This is a genomic window from Pseudomonas sp. C1C7, assembly GCF_013359595.1.
Classification (GTDB): Bacteria; Pseudomonadota; Gammaproteobacteria; order Pseudomonadales; family Pseudomonadaceae; genus Aquipseudomonas.
The window spans coordinates 40,801-66,695 of record NZ_JABFMP010000009.1; the positions used below are offsets into that span (position 1 = coordinate 40,801).

24 protein-coding genes are annotated in these 25,895 nt (G+C 60.7%); 16 read left to right on the forward strand and 8 right to left on the reverse strand.

Annotation, left to right across the window (positions count from 1 at the left end):
* Positions 1-12: 12 nt before the first annotated feature.
* Complete coding sequence (locus tag HNO86_RS09740) at positions 13-396, reverse strand: hypothetical protein (protein WP_175376791.1); 384 nt, start codon at positions 394-396, stop codon at positions 13-15.
* A gap of 416 nt (positions 397-812) precedes the next feature.
* Here HNO86_RS09740 and cysM point away from each other — a divergent pair, with 416 nt between their 5' ends.
* The 5 genes from cysM to HNO86_RS09765 all read left to right on the forward strand — a co-directional run bounded on the left by cysM (position 813) and on the right by HNO86_RS09765 (position 6,963).
* Entirely contained in the window at positions 813-1,715 is a 903-nt protein-coding gene (gene cysM, locus HNO86_RS09745) for a cysteine synthase CysM (RefSeq protein WP_175376792.1), read from the forward strand.
* Positions 1,715-3,067 (forward strand): 23S rRNA (uracil(1939)-C(5))-methyltransferase RlmD, encoded by a 1,353-nt coding sequence (gene rlmD / locus HNO86_RS09750; RefSeq protein ID WP_175376793.1) that lies wholly within the window; start codon positions 1,715-1,717, stop codon positions 3,065-3,067. Before cysM ends, rlmD begins: the two co-directional genes overlap by 1 nt.
* A gap of 122 nt (positions 3,068-3,189) precedes the next feature.
* A complete protein-coding gene (gene relA, locus HNO86_RS09755; RefSeq protein WP_175376794.1) occupies positions 3,190-5,433 on the forward strand; it encodes a GTP diphosphokinase in 2,244 nt (747 codons plus the stop codon).
* Positions 5,434-5,558: 125 nt separating this feature from the next.
* A complete protein-coding gene (mazG, locus tag HNO86_RS09760) occupies positions 5,559-6,392 on the forward strand; it encodes a nucleoside triphosphate pyrophosphohydrolase (RefSeq protein ID WP_175376795.1) in 834 nt (277 codons plus the stop codon).
* A gap of 28 nt (positions 6,393-6,420) precedes the next feature.
* Positions 6,421-6,963 carry a DUF2058 domain-containing protein gene (locus tag HNO86_RS09765; RefSeq protein ID WP_175376796.1) on the forward strand — a complete coding sequence of 181 codons (543 nt, stop codon included), beginning with the start codon at positions 6,421-6,423 and terminating at the stop codon, positions 6,961-6,963.
* An 82-nt stretch (positions 6,964-7,045) separates the two neighbouring features.
* Here the strand turns inward: HNO86_RS09765 and HNO86_RS09770 are convergent, their stop codons facing one another.
* From HNO86_RS09770 to HNO86_RS09795, 6 genes are all read right to left on the reverse strand, one after another.
* Entirely contained in the window at positions 7,046-7,234 is a 189-nt protein-coding gene (locus tag HNO86_RS09770) for a hypothetical protein (RefSeq protein ID WP_175376797.1), read from the reverse strand.
* 500 nt (positions 7,235-7,734) lie between these two features.
* Positions 7,735-8,955, reverse strand: coding sequence for a beta-ketoacyl-ACP synthase I (fabB, locus tag HNO86_RS09775; protein ID WP_175376798.1), 1,221 nt, complete (start codon positions 8,953-8,955; stop codon positions 7,735-7,737).
* Positions 8,956-8,966: 11 nt separating this feature from the next.
* Positions 8,967-9,482 carry a 3-hydroxyacyl-[acyl-carrier-protein] dehydratase FabA gene (gene fabA, locus HNO86_RS09780; protein WP_003179264.1) on the reverse strand — a complete coding sequence of 172 codons (516 nt, stop codon included), beginning with the start codon at positions 9,480-9,482 and terminating at the stop codon, positions 8,967-8,969.
* A gap of 247 nt (positions 9,483-9,729) precedes the next feature.
* Positions 9,730-11,631, reverse strand: coding sequence for an ATP-binding protein (locus HNO86_RS09785; RefSeq protein ID WP_175376799.1), 1,902 nt, complete (start codon positions 11,629-11,631; stop codon positions 9,730-9,732).
* Complete coding sequence (locus HNO86_RS09790; protein ID WP_175376800.1) at positions 11,628-12,560, reverse strand: ABC transporter substrate-binding protein; 933 nt, start codon at positions 12,558-12,560, stop codon at positions 11,628-11,630. The genes HNO86_RS09785 and HNO86_RS09790 overlap by 4 nt, the downstream gene beginning before the upstream one ends.
* 1 nt (position 12,561) lies before the next feature.
* Positions 12,562-14,685, reverse strand: coding sequence for a TonB-dependent receptor domain-containing protein (locus tag HNO86_RS09795; protein WP_175376801.1), 2,124 nt, complete (start codon positions 14,683-14,685; stop codon positions 12,562-12,564).
* Positions 14,686-14,878: 193 nt separating this feature from the next.
* Here HNO86_RS09795 and HNO86_RS09800 point away from each other — a divergent pair, with 193 nt between their 5' ends.
* The 10 genes from HNO86_RS09800 (at position 14,879) to HNO86_RS09840 (ending at position 22,948) form a co-directional block, all read left to right on the forward strand.
* Positions 14,879-15,904: an NAD(P)H-dependent glycerol-3-phosphate dehydrogenase gene (locus HNO86_RS09800; protein ID WP_175376802.1), complete on the forward strand. Its 1,026-nt coding sequence runs from the start codon at positions 14,879-14,881 to the stop codon at positions 15,902-15,904.
* A 30-nt stretch (positions 15,905-15,934) separates the two neighbouring features.
* On the forward strand, positions 15,935-16,282 hold the full coding sequence (locus HNO86_RS09805) for a DUF4389 domain-containing protein (protein ID WP_175376803.1): 348 nt from the start codon (positions 15,935-15,937) through the stop codon (positions 16,280-16,282).
* Complete coding sequence (gene sixA, locus HNO86_RS09810; RefSeq protein ID WP_175376804.1) at positions 16,279-16,734, forward strand: phosphohistidine phosphatase SixA; 456 nt, start codon at positions 16,279-16,281, stop codon at positions 16,732-16,734. The genes HNO86_RS09805 and sixA overlap by 4 nt, the downstream gene beginning before the upstream one ends.
* 157 nt (positions 16,735-16,891) lie before the next feature.
* Complete coding sequence (locus HNO86_RS09815) at positions 16,892-18,547, forward strand: AMP-binding protein (RefSeq protein ID WP_175376805.1); 1,656 nt, start codon at positions 16,892-16,894, stop codon at positions 18,545-18,547.
* Between the two features lie 31 nt (positions 18,548-18,578).
* On the forward strand, positions 18,579-19,022 hold the full coding sequence (locus tag HNO86_RS09820) for a hotdog fold thioesterase (protein ID WP_175376806.1): 444 nt from the start codon (positions 18,579-18,581) through the stop codon (positions 19,020-19,022).
* A 117-nt stretch (positions 19,023-19,139) separates the two neighbouring features.
* Positions 19,140-19,943, forward strand: a complete 804-nt coding sequence (locus HNO86_RS09825) for an alpha/beta fold hydrolase (RefSeq protein WP_175376807.1) — start codon at positions 19,140-19,142, stop codon at positions 19,941-19,943.
* The gene (locus HNO86_RS09830) at positions 19,940-20,794 is read left to right on the forward strand and encodes an alpha/beta hydrolase (RefSeq protein ID WP_175376808.1); all 855 of its coding nucleotides are present in this window, start codon (positions 19,940-19,942) and stop codon (positions 20,792-20,794) included. Before HNO86_RS09825 ends, HNO86_RS09830 begins: the two co-directional genes overlap by 4 nt.
* Positions 20,795-20,844: 50 nt before the next feature.
* Positions 20,845-20,973: a hypothetical protein gene (locus HNO86_RS30240; RefSeq protein WP_256672591.1), complete on the forward strand. Its 129-nt coding sequence runs from the start codon at positions 20,845-20,847 to the stop codon at positions 20,971-20,973.
* An 8-nt stretch (positions 20,974-20,981) separates the two neighbouring features.
* Positions 20,982-21,788 (forward strand): DUF4892 domain-containing protein, encoded by an 807-nt coding sequence (locus tag HNO86_RS09835; protein ID WP_175376809.1) that lies wholly within the window; start codon positions 20,982-20,984, stop codon positions 21,786-21,788.
* A gap of 119 nt (positions 21,789-21,907) precedes the next feature.
* Positions 21,908-22,948 (forward strand): AI-2E family transporter, encoded by a 1,041-nt coding sequence (locus HNO86_RS09840; protein WP_175376810.1) that lies wholly within the window; start codon positions 21,908-21,910, stop codon positions 22,946-22,948.
* Positions 22,949-23,152: 204 nt separating this feature from the next.
* On the opposite strand, the gene HNO86_RS09845 is transcribed toward HNO86_RS09840, so the two are convergent.
* Positions 23,153-24,469, reverse strand: a complete 1,317-nt coding sequence (locus HNO86_RS09845) for a putative porin (protein WP_175376811.1) — start codon at positions 24,467-24,469, stop codon at positions 23,153-23,155.
* A gap of 283 nt (positions 24,470-24,752) precedes the next feature.
* Here HNO86_RS09845 and HNO86_RS09850 point away from each other — a divergent pair, with 283 nt between their 5' ends.
* Positions 24,753-25,877: a GNAT family N-acetyltransferase gene (locus HNO86_RS09850; RefSeq protein ID WP_175376812.1), complete on the forward strand. Its 1,125-nt coding sequence runs from the start codon at positions 24,753-24,755 to the stop codon at positions 25,875-25,877.
* Positions 25,878-25,895 lie beyond the last annotated feature (18 nt).

Sequence of the window (25,895 nt, forward strand, 5' to 3'; positions counted from 1 at the left end):
CATCCCTAAGGCTTATCGACCAAAGCGCGTAGTGCCGGCATATCCTCTTGGTACATCGTGATCATTAATGTGACGGACTCTATAAGTGCCGAAGGGGCCAAGTGCAGAAGCGGTTTTTCGATTGATTCCTCCATCAACATGCTTCCAGGTTGAGCCTTCCAGTCGTTCTATAACCAGAACTGGGTGCGGCCCTGTTCCCAGTGCGCTGATTGTTGAATCAATATTTGCTTTTTGGCATCCGTTCGCACCGGTAATGGTGAAAGGGCCTTGAACAGTTACGGCGGAGTTGGCTTGTACTATTCCGCTATAGGTGTTTTGAATGTAAATGCAAGCAGCTGAAGCCTGATTGGCTGCAAGAGTCAGAACTGCAAAAGGGATAGCCAGTAACATCTTCATTTTTATCTTCCTTGAATGACACTTGAAAAGCGTCGTAAGAGTTTTTTCGACGGGCAGTTGCATTAATACAATGCCCGTCGAAAAGCCTACTCGCGCTCCTTGATCCTAACTAGTTCATGAACAGCACCGCGACCTGAAGGAAACTTCCTAAGACTTCAATCTTTTTTCCTACAAAAATCGCGCGAACTTAAACATCTCGTTGCAGGAGCGAGCAGGCTCGCGATGGTCTTCAACGATAACGTTGGCAAGCTGACGCCCCGCGGTGCTCCTTCCTCCATCGCGAGCAAGCTCGCTCCTGCAGGGATCGGCACCCACCTTATTCCTGCAAACCATAAGCACCTCACTTTGCGTGATATGGCCTTGCGGGGTTTGCCGGTATGATAGGCGCCCCCGCAGTCTGGATTGCGAATGACGCCATGACCTTGCAGTACCCAACCATCGCCGATTGCGTCGGCAACACTCCGCTGATTCGTTTGCAGCGCCTGGCTGGCGAGACCAGCAACACCCTTTTGCTCAAGCTCGAAGGGAACAACCCGGCGGGTTCGGTCAAGGACCGTCCGGCGCTGTCGATGATCACCCGCGCCGAATTGCGCGGGCAGATCCATCCCGGCGATACGCTGATCGAAGCGACTTCGGGTAACACCGGGATTGCGCTGGCCATGGCCGCCGCGATCAAGGGTTACAAGATGATCCTGATCATGCCGGACAACTCCAGCGCCGAGCGCAAGGCCGCGATGACCGCTTACGGTGCCGAACTGATCCTGGTCACCCAGGAGCAGGGCATGGAAGGCGCCCGCGACCTGGCCCAGCGGATGGAAGCCGAAGGCCATGGCAAGGTGCTGGACCAGTTCGCCAACGGTGACAACCCGGAGGCGCACTACACCACCACCGGCCCGGAAATCTGGCGCCAGACCCAGGGCACCATCACCCATTTCGTCAGCTCCATGGGCACCACCGGTACGATCATGGGCGTTTCGCGCTACTTGAAAGAGCAGAACGAAAACGTGCAGATCGTCGGTCTGCAACCCATGGAAGGTTCGGCGATCCCGGGCATCCGCCGCTGGCCTCAGGAATACCTGCCGAAGATTTATCAGGCCGATCGCGTGGATCGCATCGTCGACATGGCGCAGAGCGAAGCCGAGGATGTGACCCGTCGTCTGGCTCGCGAAGAAGGCATCTTCTGCGGTGTGTCCTCGGGCGGTGCCGTGGCCGGGATGTTGCGTCTGTCCAAAGAAGTTGAAAACGCGGTGATCGTCGCGATCATCTGCGACCGTGGCGACCGTTACCTGTCGACCGGCATTTTCGACGCGCCCAACTGATGGCCAGACATGAAAGAGGCCTGCGCTTCCAGCCCACCGGCGGCAGCAAGGCCCCGCAAGTCCCGACCGGCAAAAAGCAGCGCCTGACCATCGAGCGCCTGGCCAATGACGGTCGCGGTATCGCGTTTTTCGAAGGCCGCACCTGGTTCGTCATCGGCGCTCTGGCCGGTGAGGAAGTCGAGGCGCGCGTGCTCGGCGCCCACGGCAAAGTGGTCGAGGCGCGTACCGAGCGGGTGTTCAAGGCCAGCGATCTGCGTCGTCCGGCACTCTGCGCCCATGCCGGTCGTTGCGGCGGCTGCAGCGTGCAACATCTGCCCCACGACGAACAGCTCGCCCTGAAACAGCGCATGCTCGCCGAGCAGTTGTCGAAGGTCGCCGGTGTCGAGCCAGAAGAATGGGCCGCACCTTTGACCGGTCCTGAATTCGCCTACCGCCGTCGCGCCCGTGTGGCGGTGCGCTGGGACATGAAGGCGAAAAAACTCGAAGTCGGTTTCCGCGCCGCCGGCAGCCAGGACATCGTCGCCATCGACGAGTGCCCGGTGCTGGTACAACCGTTGCAACCGATCATGAGTCGACTGCCGGAAATGCTGCGACGCTTGAGCAAGCCCCAGGCGCTCGGTCATGTGGAGTTGTTCAGCGGTTCCTCGCTGGCGGTGTTGCTGCGGCACATGGCGCCGCTGTCCGATGCCGACCTGACGATCCTCAAGGATTTTTGCGCGTTCCATCACGCCCAGCTGTGGCTGCACGGTGAAGGCGAACCGCAACCGGTCGAGGCCGATCAGGTGCTGGGCTATCGCCTGGAACAGTGGAACCTGGAGCTGGCGTATCGTCCCGGGGACTTCGTCCAGGTCAATGCCGGCGTCAACGAGGCGATGGTCGCCCAGGCGCTGCAATGGCTGAAACCGACCGCGGATGAACGGGTGCTGGACTTGTTCTGTGGCTTGGGTAACTTTGCCTTGCCGCTGGCGCAAACCGTTCGTGAAGTGGTGGCGGTCGAAGGGGTGCAGGTGATGGTCGAGCGGGCAGCCGCGAACGCCGCTAGCAACAATCTGCATAACGCGAGGTTTTTTCAGGCCGATTTATCCCAGCCTTTGACCGACTCCGAATGGGCGCGCGAAGGCTTTTGTGCGGTACTCTTGGACCCACCGCGTGACGGTGCTTTCGAGGTGGTGCGCAAGCTCAAGTCGCTGGGTGCGCAACGGCTGGTTTATGTGTCGTGCAACCCGGCAACTCTGGCGCGCGACACGGTCGAATTGATCAAGCAGGGCTACCGGTTAAAACGTGCCGGGATTCTCGATATGTTTCCTCAGACGGCGCATGTCGAAGCCATGGCGTTATTTGAAGCGAGCTAGGACGGCTCGTCTGGTCCGACTGACCCGCCCGTGCAGCCGCGTACCAGCCCGACGTGGATGCACAGGCAACGAAGGTCAGCGATTTGACGCATTGAATCTGCGTCGTAGGGAAGGTAAGCAAGATGGTACAGGTGAGAGCACACCAGCCGATCAACACCGACGGCAGTATCAATCTCGAGGCTTGGCTCGATCATGCGGTCAGCGTCGATCTGGCACTGGATCGCGAAGCCTTGAAGGAGGCCTGCGAGTACGCTCGCGAGGCCGAACAGCAAGCCAATGCGGCGAAGAACTTGTGGTCGGAAGGTAATTCGAGTTTCCGCACCGGCCTTGAAATCGCCGAGATCCTCGCCGACCTCAAACTCGATCAGGATTCGCTGGTCGCCGCGGTTCTGTACCGAGGCGTGCGCGAAGGCCAGATCCCGCTCCCGGCAGTCAGCCAGCGCTTCGGTCCCGTGGTAGCCAAGCTCATCGACGGCGTGCAGCGCATGGCGGCGATCAGCGACAGCCTGAGCCCGCGCAAATCCATGGTGATGGGCACCCAGGGCCAGGTCGAAAACCTGCGCAAGATGCTCGTGGCCATGGTCGACGACGTGCGCGTCGCCCTGATCAAGCTGGCCGAACGCACCTGCGCGATCCGCGCGGTGAAAACCGCCGATGACGAAAAACGCAATCGCGTGGCCCGGGAAGTCTTCGACATCTATGCGCCGCTCGCCCACCGCCTGGGTATCGGTCATATCAAGTGGGAGCTGGAGGATCTGTCCTTCCGCTACCTGGAGCCCGATCAATACAAGCAGATCGCCAAGTTGCTCCATGAGCGGCGACTGGATCGCGAGCGCTTCATCAGCGACGTGATGAGCCAGCTGAAAAACGAGCTGCAGGCCACCGGCGTCGAGGCCGATATCAGCGGTCGCGCCAAACACATCTATTCGATCTGGCGCAAGATGCAGCGCAAGGGTCTGGAGTTCAGCCAGATCTACGACGTGCGCGCCGTTCGCGTGCTGGTGCCGGAAATGCGCGACTGCTATACCGCGCTCGGCATCGTCCACACCTTGTGGCGACACATCCCGAAAGAGTTCGACGACTACATCGCCAACCCGAAAGAGAACGGCTACCGCTCGCTGCACACCGCGGTGATCGGCCCCGAGGGCAAGGTGCTGGAAGTGCAGATCCGCACCCACGCCATGCACGAAGAAGCCGAGCTGGGGGTTTGCGCGCACTGGCGCTACAAGGGCACCGACGTCAAATCCGGCTCCAATCACTACGAAGAGAAAATCTCCTGGCTGCGCCAGGTGCTCGAGTGGCATGAAGAGCTGGGCGATATCGGCGGTCTGGCGGAACAGCTGCGGGTCGATATCGAACCCGATCGCGTCTACATCTTCACCCCGGACGGCCACGCCATCGACTTGCCGAAGGGCGCGACGCCGCTGGACTTCGCCTACCGCGTGCACACCGAGATCGGCCACAACTGCCGTGGCGCCAAGATCAACGGGCGCATCGTGCCGCTCAACTACAGCCTGCAAACCGGTGAGCAGGTCGAGATCATCACCAGCAAGCACGGTACGCCGAGCCGCGACTGGCTGAACCCGAACCTGGGGTACGTCACCACGTCCCGGGCGCGGGCGAAGATCGTTCACTGGTTCAAGTTGCAGGCACGCGATCAGAACGTCGCCGCCGGCAAGAGCCTGCTGGAACGCGAGCTCAATCGCCTGGGCCTGCCGGCGGTGGATTTCGAGAAGCTGGCCGACAAGGCCAATATGAAAACCGCCGAGGACCTGTTTGCCGCCCTGGGCGCCGGCGATCTGCGCCTGGCGCAGCTGGTCAACCTGGCGCAGCAACTGGTCGAGCCGGAGCGTGGCAACGAACAACTGGAGCTGATCCCACGCAAGGCCACCGGCTACAAGCCAGGCAAGCGTGGCGACATTCAGATCCAGGGCGTCGGCAACCTGATGACCCAGATGGCCGGCTGCTGCCAGCCGTTACCGGGGGATGCAATCGTCGGTTACATCACCCAGGGTCGTGGCGTCAGCATCCACCGTCAGGATTGCGCTTCGGTGTTGCAACTGGCCGGGCGCGAGCCGGAGCGGATCATCCAGGTCAGCTGGGGCCCGGTGCCGGTGCTCACATACCCGGTGGACATCGTCATCCGTGCCTACGACCGCTCCGGGCTGCTGCGTGACGTTTCCCAGGTGCTGCTCAACGAGCGGATCAACGTGCTGGCGGTCAACACCCGCTCGAACAAGGAGGACAACACGGCGTTGATGTCCCTGACCATCGAGATTCCGGGGCTGGATGCGCTGGGGCGGTTGCTGGGACGGATCTCGCAGTTGCCGAACATCATCGAGACCCGGCGTAACCGCACGCCATGACGCAGACCCCCTGTAGGAGCTGCCGAAGGCTGCGATCCTTTGACTTTGTCTTTTAAAAACAAAATCAAAAGATCGCAGCCTTCGGCAGCTCCTGCACGGGATCGGTGTTTGAACGAGATAATCAGATGTACACACTTGAAGACCTGCTGCACCTGATGAACCGTCTGCGCGATCCGCAATACGGTTGCCCGTGGGACATCAAGCAAACCTACGCCACCATCGTCCCGCATACCCTCGAAGAAGCCTACGAAGTCGCCGATGCCATCGAGCGCGCAGACTTCGATCATTTGCAGGGCGAGTTGGGCGATCTGCTGTTCCAGGTGGTGTATTACAGTCAGCTCGCGCGAGAAGAAGGGCGCTTCGAATTCGCCGGCGTGGTCGACAGCATTACCCGCAAGCTGATCCGTCGCCATCCCCATGTATTTCCCACCGGTGATCTGTACGCACCGCTGGATGTGCCGCGCTTGAACGAGGAACAGGTCAAGCAGCGCTGGGAAGAGATCAAGGCCGAAGAGCGCGCCGAAAAGTCCGAGGCGCCGCAGCAACTGTCGTTGCTCGATGACGTGCCCGCCGCGCTGCCGGCGTTGTCCCGTTCAGCCAAGTTGCAAAAGCGCGCAGGGCAGGTGGGCTTCGATTGGCCCGATGCCTTGCCGGTGCTGGACAAGGTCCGTGAAGAGCTCGATGAAATCCTCGAAGCGATGGCCGATAACGACCCGGCGGCGATCAGCGATGAAGTCGGCGACCTGCTGTTTTCCGTGGTCAATCTGGCGCGGCACCTCAAGGTCGATCCGGAAACCGCACTGCGTGGCGCCAATGGCAAGTTCGAACGACGCTTCCGTTTTATCGAACAGGCATTGCGCGACACCCACCGTCCCATGGAAGATTGCACCCTCGAAGAGTTGGACGCCTTATGGGGCGAAGCCAAACGCCAGGAAAAGAATGTGCCCAGCTGCGGTTGAGCAGTTGCCTAAGTGAGTAATAAGCACCATGAGCATTTCCCTTCGCGACCAGTTGCTCAAAGCAGGGCTGGTCAATCAGAAGCAGGCCAAGCAGGTCAGCAAAGAGAAGCAGAAACAACAGCGCCTGGCCCACAAGGGACAGATCGAGCTGGATGACTCTCAGCAGCGCGCAGCCCAGGAAGCCCAGGCCGAGAAGGTCAAGCGCGATCAGGAGCTCAACCGCCAGCAGCAGGAGAAGGCCGAGGCCAAGGCTCGTGTCGCACAGATCAAGCAATTGATCGAAGCCACGCGCTTGCCGAAACTGACGACCGAGGACTACTACAACTTCGTCGACGACAAGAAGGTCAAGCGCCTGTCGGTCAACGCGCTGATGCGCAACAAGCTGAGTAACGGCTCGCTGGCCATCGTGCATCACGCTGGCGGCTACGAGGTGATACCTCGGGAGGCGGCGCTGAAGATCCAGGAACGTGACCCGCAGCGCATCGTGCAGATGAATGAAAAGACCGAAGAAGTCGCGATCGAAGACGATCCGTACGCAGCCTTCCAGATTCCTGATGATCTGATGTGGTAAGCCGCAAAGGCCTGCAGTAACGACAAACCCCGCTTATGCGGGGTTTGTCGTTTTCAATGCTGTGATTGCGTAAGTGGAGGGTTCAGGCGGAGCGGCGTTCGCGCAGTTGCTCCAGCGTTTCCAGTTCGGCCTTGTAGTTTTGCGCGTCTTTCTCGCTATGGAACATCCCGACCAGCAGGTCCTGTTGGTACACATCCCAAATCCGGATACCGGCGGCTACGCCCTCGTGGGACATGTGTGAATCGTCGCGTTCAGTTACTTTTACAGTCATCTGCTAGCTCCAATCTCTCTGATATCTGCAGCAAGGCGTGTGCAGGACTCCGTTATAGAATTTGGTAGCTTGCTAAGTAAACTCCTGAATTTGGAAAGGGATTGTTGCCGGATCGGACAGAATCCTGCAGCCCGCGTAAACCGCGACATTCAGTCGCAGGGCGTTCGGTTCCATGACAAATGCTTCATGTTCCCGACAGCAAAACCCGTGCATCACACCCAGTACCCGTAGGGGCCAGGCTTGCCTGCGAAGGCGTATTCAAGGACGCCTTCGCAGGCAAGCCTGGCTCCTACAGGTTCTGTGGTGTGGCGGACGCCGGATCTGTGCGCGCCCCAAACCACTGTAGGAGATGTCGAGTGCAACGAGGCTGCGATCTTTCAAGATCAAAAGATCGCAGCCTTCGGCAGCTCCTACACAGGAATGCGAGCACCAGCGTTCAGGCAAAAAAAAACGCCCCGAACCAGTCGGGGCGTTTTCATGTGCGGCTCAGCAGCAGGGAATTACTTGCCTGCCCAGCGCTTCAGTACCAGGGTGGCGTTGGTGCCACCGAAACCGAAGCTGTTGCTCATCACGGTGTCGATCTTGGCGTTTTCCTGGGTCTTGGTCAGAACCGGCAGGTCAGCCACTTCAGGGTCCAGCTCGTCGATGTTGGCGGAGCCGGCAATGAAGTTGCCTTCCATCATCAGCATGCAGTAGATCGCTTCGTGAACGCCGGCGGCGCCCAGGGAGTGACCCGACAGGCTTTTGGTGGAGCTGATGGCCGGCGCCTTGTCGCCGAACACTTCACGCACACCTTTCATTTCCGCGACGTCGCCGACCGGAGTCGAGGTGCCGTGGGTGTTCAGGTAGTCGATCGGGGTGTCGACGGTGGACAGCGCCTGCTGCATGCAGCGGATCGCGCCTTCGCCGCTTGGGGCGACCATGTCGTAGCCGTCGGAAGTCGCGCCGTAGCCGACGATTTCCGCGTAGATCTTCGCGCCACGGGCCAGAGCGTGTTCCAGCTCTTCGACCACGACCATGCCGCCGCCACCGGCGATGACGAAACCGTCACGGTCGGCGTCGTAGGCACGGGAAGCTTGTTCCGGAGTCTCGTTGCGCTTGCTGGACAGGGCGCCCATGGCGTCGAACAGGAACGACTGGCTCCAGTGTTCTTCTTCACCGCCGCCGGCGAACACGATGTCCTGCTTGCCCATCTGGATCTGTTCCATGGCGGTACCGATGCAGTGAGCACTGGTGGCGCAGGCAGAAGCGATGGAGTAGTTCAGGCCCTTGATCTTGAATGGAGTGGCCAGGCACGCCGAAACGGTGCTGCTCATGGTCCGCGTTACGCGGTATGGGCCGACGCGCTTGACGCCTTTCTCGCGCAGGATGTCCAGCGCTTCCATCTGGTTCAGGGTGGAGGCGCCACCGGAACCGGCGATCAGGCCGGTACGCGGGTTGGACACTTGCTCTTCGGTCAGGCCGGAGTCGGTGATGGCGTCTTTCATGGCCAGGTAGGCGTAAGCCGCCGCGTGGCCGACGAAACGATAGATCTTGCGATCGATCAGTTCTTCAAGGTTGAGGTCAATGGAGCCGGAAACCTGGCTACGCAGACCCATTTCGGCATATTCCGGGTTGAACCGGATGCCAGGGCGGCTTGCACGCAGGTTAGCGGAGACGGTCTCTTTGTCATTGCCCAGGCACGAAACGATGCCCAGACCAGTGATAACGACGCGGCGCATGCGAATAACCCTTAGAAGTTGTCAGTGGAGGTGAACACGCCGACACGGAGGCCTTCGGCGGTGTAGATTTCGCGACCGTCGACAGTCACCGAACCGTCGGCAATGGCCAGGTTCAGCTTGCCCTTCAGGACGCGCTTGATATGGATGTTGTAGGTGACTTTCTTGGCGGTCGGCAGGACCTGGCCGAAGAACTTCACTTCGCCCGAACCCAGTGCGCGACCGCGGCCTGGCAGGCCTTGCCAGCCCAGGAAGAAGCCGACCAGTTGCCACATGGCGTCCAGGCCCAGGCAGCCCGGCATCACCGGATCGCCTTCGAAATGGCAAGCGAAGAACCACAGGTCCGGAGTGATATCCAGCTCGGCGACCAATTCACCTTTGCCGTACTTGCCGCCTTCTTCGCTGATCAGGGTGATGCGATCAACCATCAGCATGTTCGGGGCGGGCAGTTGCGCGTTACCTGGGCCGAACAGCTCACCGCGACTGCAGCGCAGCAGGTCTTCCCGGGTAAAGGCGTTTTGTTTGGTCATGCGAGCTCCTCAATAGTCCCATGCGGCAGGTGGGGCAAATCTTCCCGGCCGATCGAAGCGTTCATGCCTCGAACCGGCAGCCTACTCATAGACTATTGCGTTGTAGTGAAAGTCACAGCGCCAAGGACATGAATGTACACTTGTGCACTGAAATTTTTATTCAAGCCCCTTTTCGAGGCTATTCGGGTGCCTAAGACTGCCGCAATTTCGCTTTACACGCCAGTCGCAGATGCTCGAAAGGCCTGTACTACTGCACCCAGCGCTGCAGAATCTGCTGCAGGTCAGTACGTTTGAAGGGCTTGGCCAGATAATCGTTCATCCCCGCCGACAGACAGGCCTCGCGGTCGCCCTGCAAGGCGTTGGCGGTCAGGGCAATGATCGGCAGGCCGTCACAACCTGGCAGCCGGCGAATCTGTCGGGTCGCCTCGTAGCCGTCAATGACCGGCAGGCGGCAGTCCATCAGAATCGCTTCGAACGTCAGGCTCTCGGCACTGCGTACCGCCTGGGCGCCATCGACGGCGACGCTGACCTTGAAACCGAGACTGCGCAACATCGCTTCGATGACCGTCTGGTTGACCGGATTGTCTTCGACCAGCAACACATTGCGACCCAGGCCATCGTCAGCGTCGGCAGGCGCGCGCGGTGCCAGAGATGGCAGCGGTTGTTGATAGAGCGCCAGCGGAATCTCCAGGGTAAACACCGAACCGCGGCCTTCTTCGCTCTGGGCGCGCAGGGTCCCGCCCATGCGTTCGGCCAGGGTGCGGGCAATGGGCAGGCCCAGTCCGGTGCCGCCGTAACGTCTTGAAATAGAACTATCCGCCTGTTGAAACGCGTTGAACATCAGTTCCAGACTTTCGGGCGCGATGCCGATGCCACTGTCGCGCACGCTGCAGGTGAACCACAGCAATTCATGATCCAGTGACTGCCATTGCGACTCGATGGAGATGCGTCCCTGCTCGGTGAACTTCAGCGCATTGCCGAGCAGGTTCACCAGGATCTGCCGGATCCGCGTCGGATCGCCCTGGACCTGCAAGCCCTCCATGTCCTGCGGCGTCAGCAATTGCAGTTCGAGCTTGCGCTGTGCGGCGCTGTGATAGAACGACTGCGCACAGGCGCCGATCAGGTCGGCGAGGTTGAACGGGATGTGCTCCAGCTCCAGCTCCGAACGTTCGATGCGCGAGAAGTCGAGAATATCGTTGATCACCTTGAGCAGATGCTCGGTGGACTCCGACGCCAGCGCCGCGTATTCGACCTGTTCCGGGGTCATTTCGGTGGTTTCCAGCAACTGCAGCATGCCCAGCACCCCATTCATTGGCGTGCGCAGTTCGTGGCTCATCATGGCGAGGAAGTCGGACTTGGCGTTGTTGGCCTTTTCCGCCTCTTCGCGGGTCTGGATCAGTTGCGCCATGGCCTGATGCTGTTCGCGACTGGCCTGTTCCAGGCCGCTGGCCAGGTTGTTGATGTGTTGCGACAGCGCGCCCAGTTCGGTGTCGTCGACAATCGGCAGCGGGGTTTTGTAGTCGCCCTCGGCAATCGCCTTGACCGCGTTGCCGATCTCACGGATCGGCTGCGACAGGCTGCTGGCCAGTCGACGGGCCAGCAGGAAGGTAAACAGCAGGGCGAACAGCGCCAGAATTCCCGCCTTGAACAGGATCTCCTGCTGACGCTGGCTGAACGCATCGCTGGACAGGCCGACGATCACCCGGCCCAGATAATCTTCGGCGGGCGCGGCGCTGTCGGCGCTGGTGGCCTGGAAAAAATCGTTGTGCAGCGCGATACGTTGCAGCCGCACCGGCGCCTGGAACACTTCGACCTGATGCGGACGGTTGTGGTTGACCGAGGGTTGTTCGACGTACACCAGAATCCGGTTGGCATTGTCCTGGACTTCCAGAAAGCGCACGTTGGGCGTGGCCAGCGTCGCCTTGAGCAGGCTTTCCAGCACTTCGTTGTTACCGGAAATCACCCCGTACTCGGTGGCCGGAGCCAGCTGGTTGGCGATCAGTTGGCCGGTGTGATTGAGCTCCTGGCGCAGGTCCTGGATCCGCACGAAGGTGAAGAAGCTGATCAACAGCAGGGTCAACAACAGGGCAGGGCCCAGGCTGATGAGCTGGGTCCGGGTGTTGATGTCCCAACGGCGACGGAAAGTCATGGGCGGCGCTCTCTTTCAGCCAACAGTGTTGCGACAGATGCTTCATCTATCTGTTCAATACCTAATGAACGAGCCACCTGCGAATTACTTGAAACCTTGAAGCGCTGTGGGTAGTAGGTGCGCGGCCAGTTTGCAGGTGGCAGGTCGAGCAGGTCATCGAGAATCGCCAGCCAGTCGCTTTGATCGCTGAAGGTGCTGGCCAGGCTACCGGCCTTGACGAAACCGGCGTTGGGGCCGATCAGCGCCAACTGGCGAGAGTAACTGCTCAGCAGCAGGTTCTTTGCGGTTTTCGGGTTGAACAGGTCCGGGTCATCCAGGCCCAGCAGTACATCGCTGCGGCTGAGCAGCGCTTGCAAGGGTCGGCTGTCGTGGGTGTTGTCCCAGCGCTGGGTCACCACCTCGAGGCCCAGGGGATGAGCGGCGCGGCGCAACTCGCTCAGCAGAAATTCGCTGTGATCGTCATACAGCACACCGATGCGTCTGGCCTGGGGCAGCAGGGTGCTTGTCAGGTGCAACTGACGCTCCAGCGGCGGGTCGCTCCACAGCAGGCTGAGGTGCGGCGGATGCGTTTCGCCGAGACTTTGCCGCGCTTGCAGGCGGCTGATGCGCAGGACTAAGGTCGCCGGGCCTTGTTCGCTTTGCAGGCGCCAGTCCAGGCTCGGCAGATCGAGAAGAATCAGGCGGATGTCATTGGCAAGCGTGGCCGGTGCAGGCAACTCGGCCAACGGTTTGAAACGCACGTTATCGCTGGGGCGCAGTTCACGCAGGGCCTGCACGAAGGATTGCACGCCGGGGCTGTCTTCGACGCCGGTCAACAGGATGTCAGCGGCGTTGGCCGACAGACCGCTCAGCCAGCCACCGATCATCAGGCACAGCATTGCCAACAGGTGGGCAACACCTGGTCGCTTGCGTGCCGGACGATGGGCCATCTTAAAACGCCAGCTCCGCGCTGAAGTACATCACCCGGCGATCGTCGTAGTTGTTATCGACAAAGGTGGTGGGTTGATGATCGAGGCGTTGCTGGAGCACGCCGGCCAGTTCCAGATTGGTTTTGCCCAGGGCGATGCGTTTGGCAATGCGGGTGTCGACACGCTCGAAGCGATAGCCGTTGAGGGCATCGTCACCATAATAGAAGAGGGCGCTGTTCCAGCCGTGGCCCCAGTCGCGCAGCCAGCCGGCGGATCCGCTGTTGCGTGCGGTCTGTTGCGCGTCCTGTGGATTGCTCGCGTCGGCATCGACATAGGCGTAGGTCAGGCGCAGGCGGTCGGCCGGATTGATTCGCCAGTCGAGCTGGGTTTCGGCACCGGAGAAACGCGCGGTATTGGAATTGCTCGCAATGAACTGATTGTTGCGCAGCGGTTCGCTGATCATTCCGGTGATTTCGTCGTAGAACAGCTTCACGTCGACAGCCAGCCCCAGGTCGGCGAAGTAGCCGTTGTAGCCCAGTTCCCGGGAGCGCATGTGTTCCTGATCGAGATTGCCAGGGCCGCGGGTACTGACGAAGTAGCGGGCGCTGGACTGGCCGTAGGCACTCGGTCGCAGGTTGGTGACCCGGTAACTCCAGTTGACGCTGTTCTCGAACATGTCCGGCGAACGGATGGCTTCGGAGTAAACCGCACGCAAGCCATGGCGCGGGTTGATCAGGTAATTGACCGCCACGCGCGGAGTCAGCGAACTGCCGATCAGTTGCGTGTCTTCGAACATGGCGCCGCCCTGCAGCAGCCAATGCTCGCTGGCCCGCCATTCGAGTTGGCCGAATGCCCGCCAGGTAGTGTCGTCGAGGGTGCCATTGAAATAGGTTTCGGAGTTCGCCCGGTCGTAGCGGTAGTTCAAGCCGCTGACCAGGCGCAGGCTGTCGGACAGGCTCAGGGTGTCCTGCAATTCGAGGTCGTAGCGTGATTCGCGGGTGCTCTGGTCGATGTTGCCGCAAACGGTCTGGCTGGCGCCGTTGCGCCATTGGTCCAGAGCCTGATTGGCCAGTGCCTGTTCGGCGGGCGTGCCGGCGGGGGCTCCCGTGCCGGTGAAACTGGCAATGTTGCGTGCCAGGCGTTCGGTGTAGTTCGGGTTGAGCTGCCAGAGCTGCGTCAGTTGCGGGCTGAACGACACTTCGGCGTCACAGGCACGCCAGGTCTGCTGGCGGTCCCAATGCTGGGCCGAGCCCTGAACGTACAGGCTGTGATCAGGATTGAGGTCGAGGTTCCAGCGCAGCGAGCCGGCGTAATCCTTGGCGCTGACGTCGGAATTGTTCCCGGAACCGGTAATCCCCGAGAACACCGGTCGGTAAGTGTAGGGGCGCTGGTTGCTGCCTTCTTTCGCGTTCAATTGCCAATCGATGCTTTGCCGCTCATCCAGCGTCTGGCTGACGGCCAGGTTGAAGCGGTTCAAACGGCGGCTGTCGCGGTAATCAGCGCCCGTGCGGTCGGTGTCCAAACCATCGTCTTGTTGACCGGAGAGGGACAGGCGCAAGTCACCGTCGTCCCAGCCCACGCCCTGGCTGGCATAAAAATCGTCGATGCCGCGCTGGCCACGGGTGACTTTCATCCGCGTACCGAGGCTGTCCGCGGGCTTGCGGGTGATGATGTTGACCACCGCCATCAAGGCATTGGCGCCATAGCTGACGGTGTTCGGTCCGCGGAAAACCTCGATGCGCTCGATATCTTCCATGGCCACCGGAATGTCGCTCCAGTCCACGGTGGCCAGGCCCGCGCGATAGACCGAACGGCCGTCGATCAGCACTTGCATGCGCCGCGCCTGGGTGGCGTTGGTGCCGTGGTAGTTCACTGCCGCCTGATTGCCGCTGAGATTGCCGACCATCATGCCGGGCACCAGCCGCAACACTTCGCTGATGTCGCGGGCGCCGCTGGCAGTGATCAGCGCGTTGTCGATCACCGTCATGCTTCCCGGCACCGCGGCTGGCGACTGTTTCAGGCGGGTGGCCGTCAGCACTTGCGGCAACGGGTCGCTGTCGAGAAACAAATCGTCGGCCAATACGGGCGAGCTGAGGAACAGCGCCAGTACCAGAGGCGAGCGGGGTGAGGGTGAATCCAGCGACACGACACGTCCTTGTCATTGAGAGGTGGCGCATGTTAACCGAGCCGGATGACTTTTCCAGTCACGATGGCGGCACTTTCCACGGTTTTCTTGAACTTAATCGGTTCTGCACCGGTAATTGATGCGGGGACTGGCCGCCATCGGGGCGCTCCGTATAATGCCGGGATCGCCACTGGTATGGATTAACGGATTGCATATGACTGAACAGCGCCCGATTGCGGTTCTGGGAGGCGGAAGTTTTGGTACCGCCGTGGCTAACCTGCTGGCCGAAAACGGACATCAGGTCCTGCAATGGATGCGTGATCCCGAACAGGCCGAGGCCATTCGGGTCAATCGCGAGAACCCGCGTTACCTCAAGGGCATCAAGGTCCTGCCGGGCGTGACCCCGGTGACCGACCTGCAAGCCACCCTCGACGCCTGCGACCTGAACTTCGTCGCGCTGCCCTCCAGCGCGTTGCGCTCGGTGCTGGCGCCGCACGCCGAACGGCTGCGCGGCAAGATGCTGGTGAGCCTGACCAAGGGCATCGAAGCCCACACCTTCAAACTGATGAGCCAGATCCTCGAAGAGATCGCCCCGCAGGCGCGCATCGGCGTGCTGTCCGGGCCGAACCTGGCCCGGGAAATCGCCGAGCACGCGCTGACGGCCACGGTGGTCGCCAGCGAAGACGAAAAACTCTGCGAGCAGGTGCAAGCCGTACTGCACGGTCGCACGTTCCGCGTGTATGCCAGCGCCGACCGTTTTGGCGTCGAGTTGGGCGGGGCGTTGAAGAACTGCTACGCGATCATCGCCGGCATGGCGGTGGCGCTGAACATGGGCGAGAACACCAAGAGCATGCTGATCACCCGGGCGCTGGCGGAGATGACCCGCTTTGCGGTGAATCAGGGCGCCAACCCCATGACCTTCCTGGGACTCGCCGGCGTGGGCGATCTGATCGTGACCTGCTCGTCGCCCAAAAGCCGCAATTATCAGGTCGGATACGCCCTCGGCCAGGGCTTGAGCCTGGACGAGGCGGTCAACCGCCTGGGCGAAGTCGCCGAAGGCGTCAACACCCTCAAGGTACTCAAGGCCAAGGCCCAGGAAGTGGGCGTCTATATGCCGCTGGTCGCCGGATTGCATGCGATTCTGTTCGAAGGGCGCACGCTGGATCAGGTGATCGGTCTGCTGATGCGCGGCGAGCCGAAAACCGATGTCGACTTCATTTCCACCAGCGGTTTCAACTGAATCCACGACTAAACAGGAACGGAACAAGTCATGAGCGATCAAAAAACGGAAGCCAAATACGAGTCCATTGTCCTGCGGGTACTGTGGATGATCGTCTTTGTGCTGGTCTGGCAGGTAGCGCAGTTCATCCTTGGCGCCGTTGTGCTGGTGCAGTTGATCTATCGTTTGATCTATGGCGCCCCGAGCGCCAGCCTGATGAACTTCGGCGACAGTCTGAGCCAGTTTCTGGCCCAGATCGGTCGGTTCGGCAGTTTTCACAGCGACCAGAAGCCCTGGCCGTTCGCCGATTGGCCAGCGCCGCGTACGCCGGAAGGTGAAGCGCCGCACACTGTGGCGCCAGCCCCGCACCCGGCCCGAGATGAGGAACCCAAGCTATGAAACTCTGGGTATTGCGTCATGGTGAAGCCGAACCACACGGTTCCCAGCCCCACGATTCGCAGCGGGCATTGACCGAACACGGTCGTGAAGAAGTGCTGCGCAGCGCTGCCCGGTTGATGGGGCAGCCCGTCACCGCGATCTATTCCAGTCCTTATTTGCGAGCGCAGCAGACCGCGCAACTGGTGCGTGAGGCCCTGGGCTTCGAACCGGAGATCCGTACCGTCGACTGGCTGACCCCGGAAAGCGACCCGGACAGGGTGGCCGAACAACTGGTGGCGGTGAGCAATGTCCTGCTGGTCAGCCACAACCCGCTGGTGGGGAACCTGCTGAGCTACCTGCAGCATGGCGCCGGGCATCCGCCGGAAAAAGTCAGCACCGCCGGCCTTGCCGAACTGAAGGGCGAAGAGTTGCTGATTGGCTCGATGAAGCTCAACAGCATCAAACACCCATAAAAGCAAAAGATCGCAGCCTTCGGCAGCTCCTACAGGTGTCATGTAGGAGCTGCCGAAGGCTGCGATCTTTTGATCTTGCTTTTACTAAAAAAAATCAACCAAGCACTTGCTTGGTTGACTACGCTTGCTCCACAACAAAAACAAAGGAGCGAGTCGCATGTCTGCTGCTTTTCGTTTGCCGCTGGACGTGTTCTACGAGCGTGAAGCCCGACACCCCCGTCAACGCTTCATGGTCCAGCCCATCGGTGGTGGCCAGGTCGAGACCCTGACCTGGGCCGACGTCGGTCATCAGGCCCGCTGCGCGGCGCACTGGTTGCGGTCCCGCGAATTGCCCCAAGGCAGCCATATCGCCCTGATTTCAAAAAACTGCGCGCACTGGATCATCGCCGACCTGGCGATCTGGATGGCGGGGCACGTCTCGGTGCCGCTGTACCCGAACCTCACGGCCGAGTCCGTGGCCCAGGTGCTGGATCATTCGGAAGCGGCGCTGGCGTTCATCGGCAAGCTCGACGACTGGCCCGGCATGTCTCGCGGCGTCAGCCCGGATCTGCTGACCATCAGCCTTCCCCTGCATCCAGCCGGCGAATTCGATTTCAGCTGGGACGACCTGCAATGCAGTACGCCCATCCAGGACGACCCCAGGCCTCACGCCGATCAGCTGGCGACCATCATCTACACCTCCGGCACCACCGGCATGCCCAAGGGCGTGATGCACAGCTTCGGCAACCTGGGATTCGCCACCTCCCGCGGCACGCAATTGTTCGGGCTGAACGAGTCCGACCGGCTGCTCTCGTATCTGCCGCTGTGCCACGTCGCCGAACGCATGTTCGTCGAACTGGCGGCGATCTATACCGGACAGACCGTATTCTTTGCCGAAAGCCTCGATACCTTCCTCACCGACCTGCGCCGTGCGCGGCCGACGGCGTTGTTCGGCGTGCCGCGGATCTGGACCAAGTTCCAGATGGGCGTGTACAGCAAGATTCCGGAAAAACGTCTGGATTTCCTCCTGAGCCTGCCGATCATCGGCAAACGTGTCGGCCACAAAGTGTTGGCCGGGCTGGGGCTGGATGCCTTGCGCGTGGCCTTGTCCGGCGCCGCGCCGGTGCCGCTGAGTTTGCTGATGTGGTATCGAAAGCTCGGGCTGGACGTGCTGGAGGTCTATGGCATGACTGAAAGCTGCGGCTATTCGCACATCTGCCTGGCGGGCCAGTACAAATCCGGCTGGATCGGCAAGCCCTGCCCGGAAGTGGAGGTGCGGATCGACGAGTCGGGCGAAGTCCTGGTGCGCAGCGGTGCGACCATGCTCGGCTATTTCAAGGAACCGCAGAAAACCGCTGAGACCATCACCCCGGACGGCTTCCTGCGCACCGGCGACAAGGGCGAAGAAGACGCCGAAGGCAATCTGCGTTTGACCGGGCGTCTGAAGGAAATCTTCAAGACCAGCAAAGGCAAGTACGTGGCCCCGGCGCCCATCGAAAATCGCCTGGCGGTGCATTCGCGCATCGAACAGGTCTGCGTGGTGGGGGATGGCTTGAGCGCGCCGTTGGGCTTGTGTGTGCTGTCGGCGGTGGGGCAGCAGGAGGCGCGAGCCGGTTTGCATTCAAGCCTGGAAAAGCTTTTGGAAGAGGTCAACACCGCCCTCGACAAACATGAGCGCCTGCGCCAGTTGGTGGTGGTCAAGGACAGTTGGGCCGTGGAAAACGGCTTTCTTACACCCACACTGAAGATCAAGCGCAACGTGATCGAGGCCACTTACGGAGCGCGCTTCGAAGAATGGAGCGAGCGCAGCGAAGCGGTGCTGTGGCAGGATTGAGCCACCCATAAAACCAACAAGGAAATCAGCGATGAGTCTGTGGCGCACCACTCCCAACCTCGAGCAGTTGAACGCTTTCCAGAAAAACACCATCGGCGAAGTGCTGGACATTCGCTTCGAAGCCATCGATGAAGAGTCCCTGACCGCGAGCATGGTCGTCGATCATCGCACTCACCAACCCTTTGGACTGCTGCATGGCGGCGCATCCGTGGTGCTGGCCGAGACCGTTGGTTCCATGGCCAGCTACCTGTGCATCGACGCCAGCAAGTTTTACTGCGTGGGCCTGGAAATCAACGCCAACCATTTGCGCGGCCTGCGTAGCGGGCGGGTGACGGCGGTGGCCAAACCGATTCACATTGGCCGCACCACCCACGTCTGGGACATTCGTTTGACCAGCGATGAAGGCAAGGCCAGTTGCGTATCGCGATTGACCATGGCGGTGGTGCCGCTGGGCGAGAATCCTCCGGCGCGTTGATCAGCGAAGCGATATCACCATGGCGGGACTGTCATCATTCCTGTCAGTTACGGTCATTGCCGCAAGGCGTGGTCTTGCCGACAATCAACGCCTGTTCTCGCTATGGATTTGCCGGTTATGTCGCAACAGATATTTTTCGCCCACGCCAACGGTTTTCCCTCGGGCACCTATGGCAAGTTGTTCGCGGCGCTGGCGCCCGAGTATCAGGTGACGCATCTGGAGCAACACGCCCATGACCCGCGTTTTCCGGCGGACGACAACTGGTACAACCTGGTGGATGAGCTGATCCACCATTTGCGCGAGCAAGCGCAGCCGGTGTGGGGCGTCGGTCATTCCTTCGGCGGCGTGCTGCACCTGCACGCGGCGTTGCGCTGCCCGGAGCTGTATCGCGGGGTGGTCATGCTCGATTCGCCAGTGCTGACCCGCGCCGATCAATGGGTTATCCGCGCGGCCAAGCGCTTCGGATTCATCGATAAATTGACCCCGGCTGGCCGTACGCTGGGCAGGCGCGAAGAGTTCGCCGATCTCGACAGCGCCCGTCGCTATTTCGCCGGCAAGACCCTGTTTCGCGGCTTCGATCCGGACTGTTTCGATGCCTACCTGCAGCACGGTTTGCAGCAGGTCGGCGACAAGCTGCGCCTGCGTTTCGATCCGGCCACGGAAATCAGCATCTACCGTGGCGTGCCCCACACCAGCCCAGGACGCACCCGACAGTTGAAAGTACCGCTGGCGGTGGTGCGCGGACACAAGAGCCGGGTGGTGATGCGTCATCACGCAAGTTCCGTGGGGCGCCTGCCACAGGGCGAATCCCTGTCCATGCCCGGCGGCCATATGTTTCCCCTCGAACGTCCCCAGGACACGGCCGAGATGCTGAAGAAGCTGTTCAGTCGTTGGGACGGTCGCCAACAGGATTGCGCATGAGTCATGTCGTCGAAGAAGTCCGCCTGAGCCTGCCGCATATCGAACTGGCGGCCCACCTGTTCGGCCCCGAAGACGGTTTGCCGGTGATCGCGCTGCACGGCTGGCTCGATAACGCCAACAGCTTCGCCCGGCTGGCGCCGAAGCTCAAAGGCCTGCGCATCATTGCCCTGGACATGGCCGGTCACGGTCACTCGGGGCATCGCCCGGTCGGTGCCGGCTATGCCATGTGGGATTACGCTCACGATGTGCTGCAAGTCGCCGAACAGCTGGGGCTCAAGCGATTTGCGCTGTTGGGGCATTCCATGGGCGCGATTGCCTCGCTGATCATCGCCGGCTCGTTTCCCGAGCGTGTCACCCATCTGGCGTTGATCGATGGCGTGATTCCTCCTACAGACAAAGGCGAAAATGCCGCCGAGCGCATGGGCATGGCCTTACAGGCGCAGCTGGATTTGCGGGACAAGCGCAAGCCGGTCTACAACACTTTGGATCGGGCCATCGAGGCAAGAATGAAAGGCCTGGTGGCGGTCAGTCGTGAAGCCGCCGAACTGCTGGCGCAACGTGGGCTGATGCCGGTGCCTGGCGGTTATACCTGGCGCACCGACAATCGTCTGACCCTGCCGTCGCCGCTGCGTCTGACCACCGAACAGGCCATGGCCTTCGTCCAGCGCATCGCCTGCCCGGCCAAACTGGTGGTCGCGGCCGACGGCATGCTCGCCAAACATCCGGAGTTGCTGGAGCGTCTACCCTTTAGCCGTGAGCAGCTGCCAGGCGGCCATCATTTGCACTTGAATGACGAGCACGGCGCCGATCTTGTCGCAGACTGTTTCAATCGGTTCTTCGCCGTTCCTTGACTTGCGCGGGGCAACTGCCGAGGCTGGGCGGGTTGAAATGGGAGACAACCATGATGGATCTATTCACCGCTGCGCCCCCGAATGACCAAAAGGTCTCAATGGCGTGCCTGGCCTGCCGGGTGCGCTTTCTCGATGACGCGACCGCCGTCAAGCACCTCCAAGCCATGCTGATCCAGTGAGTCTGCCGATGCGAACTCTCAGTCTGCTGGCCCTGCTCGGATTCAGTTCCTTGTCGTTTGCCGCCGATGTCCCGGGCAGTCAGGATCTGCCGATCGTGCCGCGCATGGTCGACGCACAGATCGTCGACTATCGCCCGGCCGTGGAGCTGGAGCGAATCTATCCCCTCGGTTCGATCCGCAAGATCAGCGGCCAGTTGCGTTTCGACGGCCAGGTCAATGCCCGGGGCAACGCCACGTCGGTGACCTACGAGCTGCCGCCGGAACATTCCGCCCTCGACGCCTTCACCGCCGCCCGCGAAGCCTTGCAGAAGCAGGATGCCCAGTTGCTGTTCTGGTGCCAGGCCCGCGACTGCGGCGAAAGCAGCCTGTGGGCCAACGAGGTGTTCGGCAACGCCAAGCTCTACGGCTCCGACAACGAGCAGGCATACCTGCTGTTGCGGCTGGCGGCGCCGAAGGACAACACCCTGGTGGCGCTCTACAGCATCACCCGGGGCAATCGCAAAGCCTATCTGCATGTCGAACAGTTCGAGGCGGCGGCCCCCTTGGGCGATCTGCGACCCACCTCCGCCACGTTGCTGCGTGAACTCAAGAGCACCGGCGAACTGGACTTCCCCAAACTCACCGACGCATCGGATGAAAACTGGTTGCGCCTGATTTCCCGTGGTCTGAACCTCGATGCCACTTTGCGGGTCAGTATTTCCGGACCGAATGCCGAAGACTGGCGTCAGGCGCTGATCGGGCAGGGCGTGCGTGCGGCGCGGATGGAAACCGGCAGCGTCGAAGGCTCTGGCCTGCACTTTCAGCTGCTGCGATAAGCTCAAAAGGCGAACGCGTTCCGCGCGTTCGCCTATTCTTTTGCGGACGGAATTCTCTCCCGCTTTCTCGGGTCCTTTTTCAGGGCCGTCTTTTTAGAGCCATCTTTTTAGGGGCATGGATGATCAATAACGATCGAATGCTGGTGCAGATTCTTCTGTTGGTGCTGTTCGGGGCGAGCGTCTGGGTGATGGCGCCGTTCTGGTCGGCGTTGTTCTGGGGCGCGGTGCTGGCGTTTGCCAGTTGGCCGCTGATGGTCCTGCTGACCCGCTGGCTCAATGGCCGCGAATCACTGGCCGCTGCGCTGTTGACCGTGGGCTGGATGGTATTGGTGGCCGCTCCTCTGGTGTGGCTGGGATTCAACCTGGCCGATCATGTGCGCGACGCCACGGCGTTCATCAAGGATGTGCAGATGGACGGCCTGCCGCAAGCCCCTGCCTGGCTGGGTGGCATTCCGCTGGTGGGCGGGCGTCTGATGGAGATCTGGAACAGCATCGACCAGCAAGGCGCGGCCATGATGGTCTCGCTCAAACCCTACCTCGGGCAGGTGGGCAACTGGCTGCTGGCGCGCAGTGCGCAGATTGGCGGCGGCGTGCTCGAGCTGACCCTGAGCATTGTCTTCGTGTTCTTTTTCTATCGCGACGGGCCGCGGCTGGCGGCTTTCGTCCATAGTCTGCTGGAGCGCCTGATCGGTGATCGCGCCGGCTATTACATCGAGCTGGTGGCGGGCACGGTGCAACGGGTCGTGAACGGGGTGATCGGCACGGCCGCCGCCCAGGCGATTCTGGCGTTGATCGGATTCCTGATTGCCGGCGTGCCCGGAGCGCTTGTGCTCGGCATCGTGACCTTCCTGCTCAGCCTGATTCCCATGGGACCACCGCTGGTATGGATTCCGGCCACGGCCTGGCTGGCCTGGAAAGGTGATTACGCAATGGCGATTTTCCTCGGCATCTGGGGCACCTTCATCATCAGTGGCGTGGACAACGTGCTCAAGCCTTACCTGATCAGCCGTGGCGGTAACCTGCCACTGGTGATCGTGCTGCTGGGCGTGTTCGGCGGGTTGATTGCGTTCGGCTTCATCGGCCTGTTCATCGGGCCGACGTTGCTGGCGGTGGCGTACAGCCTGTTGACTGACTGGAGCAAGAGTCAGGCGCGGGTCTGAGACCTTGCAGATTCGGGGGAAGTATCGCGGGAGGAAAAAAACAGCCTCGCGTTGATCTGCCGGACGGATGATGGGGACCGTCAGATCAACGCGAGGCTGGGTAGAGGCAGCTCTGAGCCGCAAGCGACAAGCTGCAAGTTGTGCGCGTGACTCTTCAACTTGCAGCTTGAAGCTTGCCGCTTGCCGCTGCTTCTTGCCGCTTAATTAGAACTTCGCTTCGGCATCCAGTTGCAGGGTGTCGATTTTCGAGTCCTTGAGTGTGGCGTTGGTGTAGTCGGAGTCCGCCATGAAGTAGGTCGCACCCAGGGTGAAGTTCTTGTCCAGCTCGTAGCTGACTTTCAACTTGCTGCCGCGCGAACCGGTGAAGCCGTTGGCGAAGTCGGAGTCGGTGAAGGCACCCACCACCGCGTTACGCTGCACGTCACGATAGTTGTAGTCCACGCCGAAGCCGTAAACCTTGGTCTTCACACCGAACAGCCAGGCAGTGTCCTGATCGTTGCTGGCGTCTTTGTTGTTCACGTACTGACCGTAGAACGACAGTGGCAGCGGCAGGCCGCCGACGTCGAGCTGACCGAAGCCTTCGTACAGCTTGAACTGTTCGTTCGGGCTGTTGCCGTTGATCGCCAGTTGACCAGGGATCACGCCGGCGACCGGGGTGATGTCGTCATCGTTGTCGTAACCGTAGACGCTGCCGCCCAGGGTCATTTTCAGGTTGTCGGTGATGGCGAAGCGAGCACCCAACTGACCGGCGTACAGACGCAGGTCGTGCTTGAATTGCACGCCGTCGCCGTCGACGTTGTCCTTGAGGGTGTAGTGACCGGCGCTGCCGAACAGCTCGGTGCTGCCGCTCAACGGGTACTTGTAGGAAACGGACAGACCTTCCGGGCTGATGTCGCTATCCCAGATGATGTCGCCCATGCTCACCCATTGCTGAGGCATCTTGCCGCCAACGATGTGCAGGTTCTTGATCGCATCAGGGTGGTAGTCGACGTAACCCTGGTCCAGCCAGATCTGCTTCTTGTCGAAGTAGTTGTCCAGGCTCTGGTTGGTGGAACGCGGGTCATCGTTGTTGCCGGTGGCGATACGGATACCGGTATCAACCTGCGGGTTGATTTCGGTGTAGGCGCCCAGACGAGCACGAATGCGCTGACGGTCCTGGTCCTTGTTGTTGGAAACGCCATCGTTGTGGACGTTTTCCTGACGGAAACGCACATCGCCCTTGAATTGGGTCTTGGCAGCCCAGGCGAGTTTCTGGTCGAAAGTGCTCAGCTCATTGGTTTTCTTCGCAGTTGCTGCGATTTGCTCGTTGGTCTCTTGCTGAGCCTGACGGGCAATTTGCTGTTCTTTCTGATCCCGGGCCAGCTCGGCTTGCAGTTCGGTGTACTGCGCGTTGGTAATCGAGCCGTTAGCCTTGAGCATGTCCAGCAGTTTGGCGTCGACTGCGGCACTGGCCGGAACACTCATGGCCAGCAGCAGGCCACCGCACAGGGCCGCCGCAGTTTTCGTGGAAGCAAGACGCATATCAATCTCCGAAGATGAGAGTGGATGGCTTGGGCCATCCAGGGCACAACCGACCATTGATGGACGGAAAACAGTGACCGGGTATAACCCGGCGCTCTAAAAACAGGCGCCAGTATCGCGATCGTTTATTACAGAGCGGTGGCAATGTGATGGCATGTCGATGACGAGAAAGAGTCGTTTCGAACTATTGAGCCAGAGCGTTGTCGTCGATTTTGGGGTGTGGATTGCATGGCGATAGGCGATACTCGCCAGGCTTTCACGCCATGAACTAGTGAGGATGGTGATGCCGTTGCAACGCCTGCAAAGTCTGTCCGAGGTTGCACCCGGAACCTGGGATGCACTGGTGCCCGAGGACCAGCCGTTTCTGAGTCACGCCTTCCTGAGTGCGCTGGAAGACAGTGGCAGCGTGGGCCCTCACTCTGGCTGGCAAGCCGAGCATTTGCTGCATGTCGAAGGTGATCGGCTGATCGCCGCATTGCCCGGTTACCGCAAATGGCATTCCTACGGGGAGTACGTGTTCGACCACGCCTGGGCCGATGCCTGTGAACGCGCCGGGATCGATTACTACCCCAAATTCCTCAGTGCCGTGCCGTTCAGCCCGGTCAGCGGACCGCGTCTGCTGGCCGCCAGCGTCGAAGACGGTTATGAACTGCTCAAAAGCCTGCCGGGGTATCTGGAGATCGAACAACTCTCCAGCGCCCACATCAATTTCACCGACCCTTTCACCGATGCCGCCTTGGCCGAGCAACCGGGCTGGTTGCAGCGCATCGGCTGTCAGTATCACTGGCAGAACCGTGGTTACCGGGATTTCCAGGATTTCCTCGATGCCTTGAGTTCGCGCAAACGCAAGCAGATGCGCAAGGAACGCGAGCAGGTGGCGGGGCAGGGGTTTGAATTCGAATGGCTGGAAGGGCGGCAACTGACCCAGGTGCAGTGGGATTTTGTCTACGCCTGCTATGCCAATACCTACGCGGTGCGTCGCCAAAGGCCATACCTGACGCGGGAGTTTTTCAGCCTGTTGGCCGAACGCATGCCGCAGTCGATCCGCATTGTACTGGCCAAACAAGGCTCACGGCCGGTAGCGATGGCGTTCAGTCTGGTGGGAAGTGACAGTTTCTATGGTCGGTACTGGGGATGCCTGGCGGAGTTCGATCGCCTGCATTTCGAGACCTGCTTCTATCAGGGCATGGACTATGCGATCGCCAATGGCTTCCAGCGCTTCGATGCCGGTGCCCAGGGCGAGCATAAATTGATTCGCGGTTTTGAACCGGTGATCACCCGTTCCTGGCATTACCTGCGCCATCCGGGATTGAAGGCGGCGGTGAAGGATTTCCTGAATCAGGAGCGGGTGGGGGTGATGGCGTATGCGCAAGAGGCGAGGGCGGCGTTGCCTTATCGCCAAGCTTGAAATCCTGCAGGAGCGAGC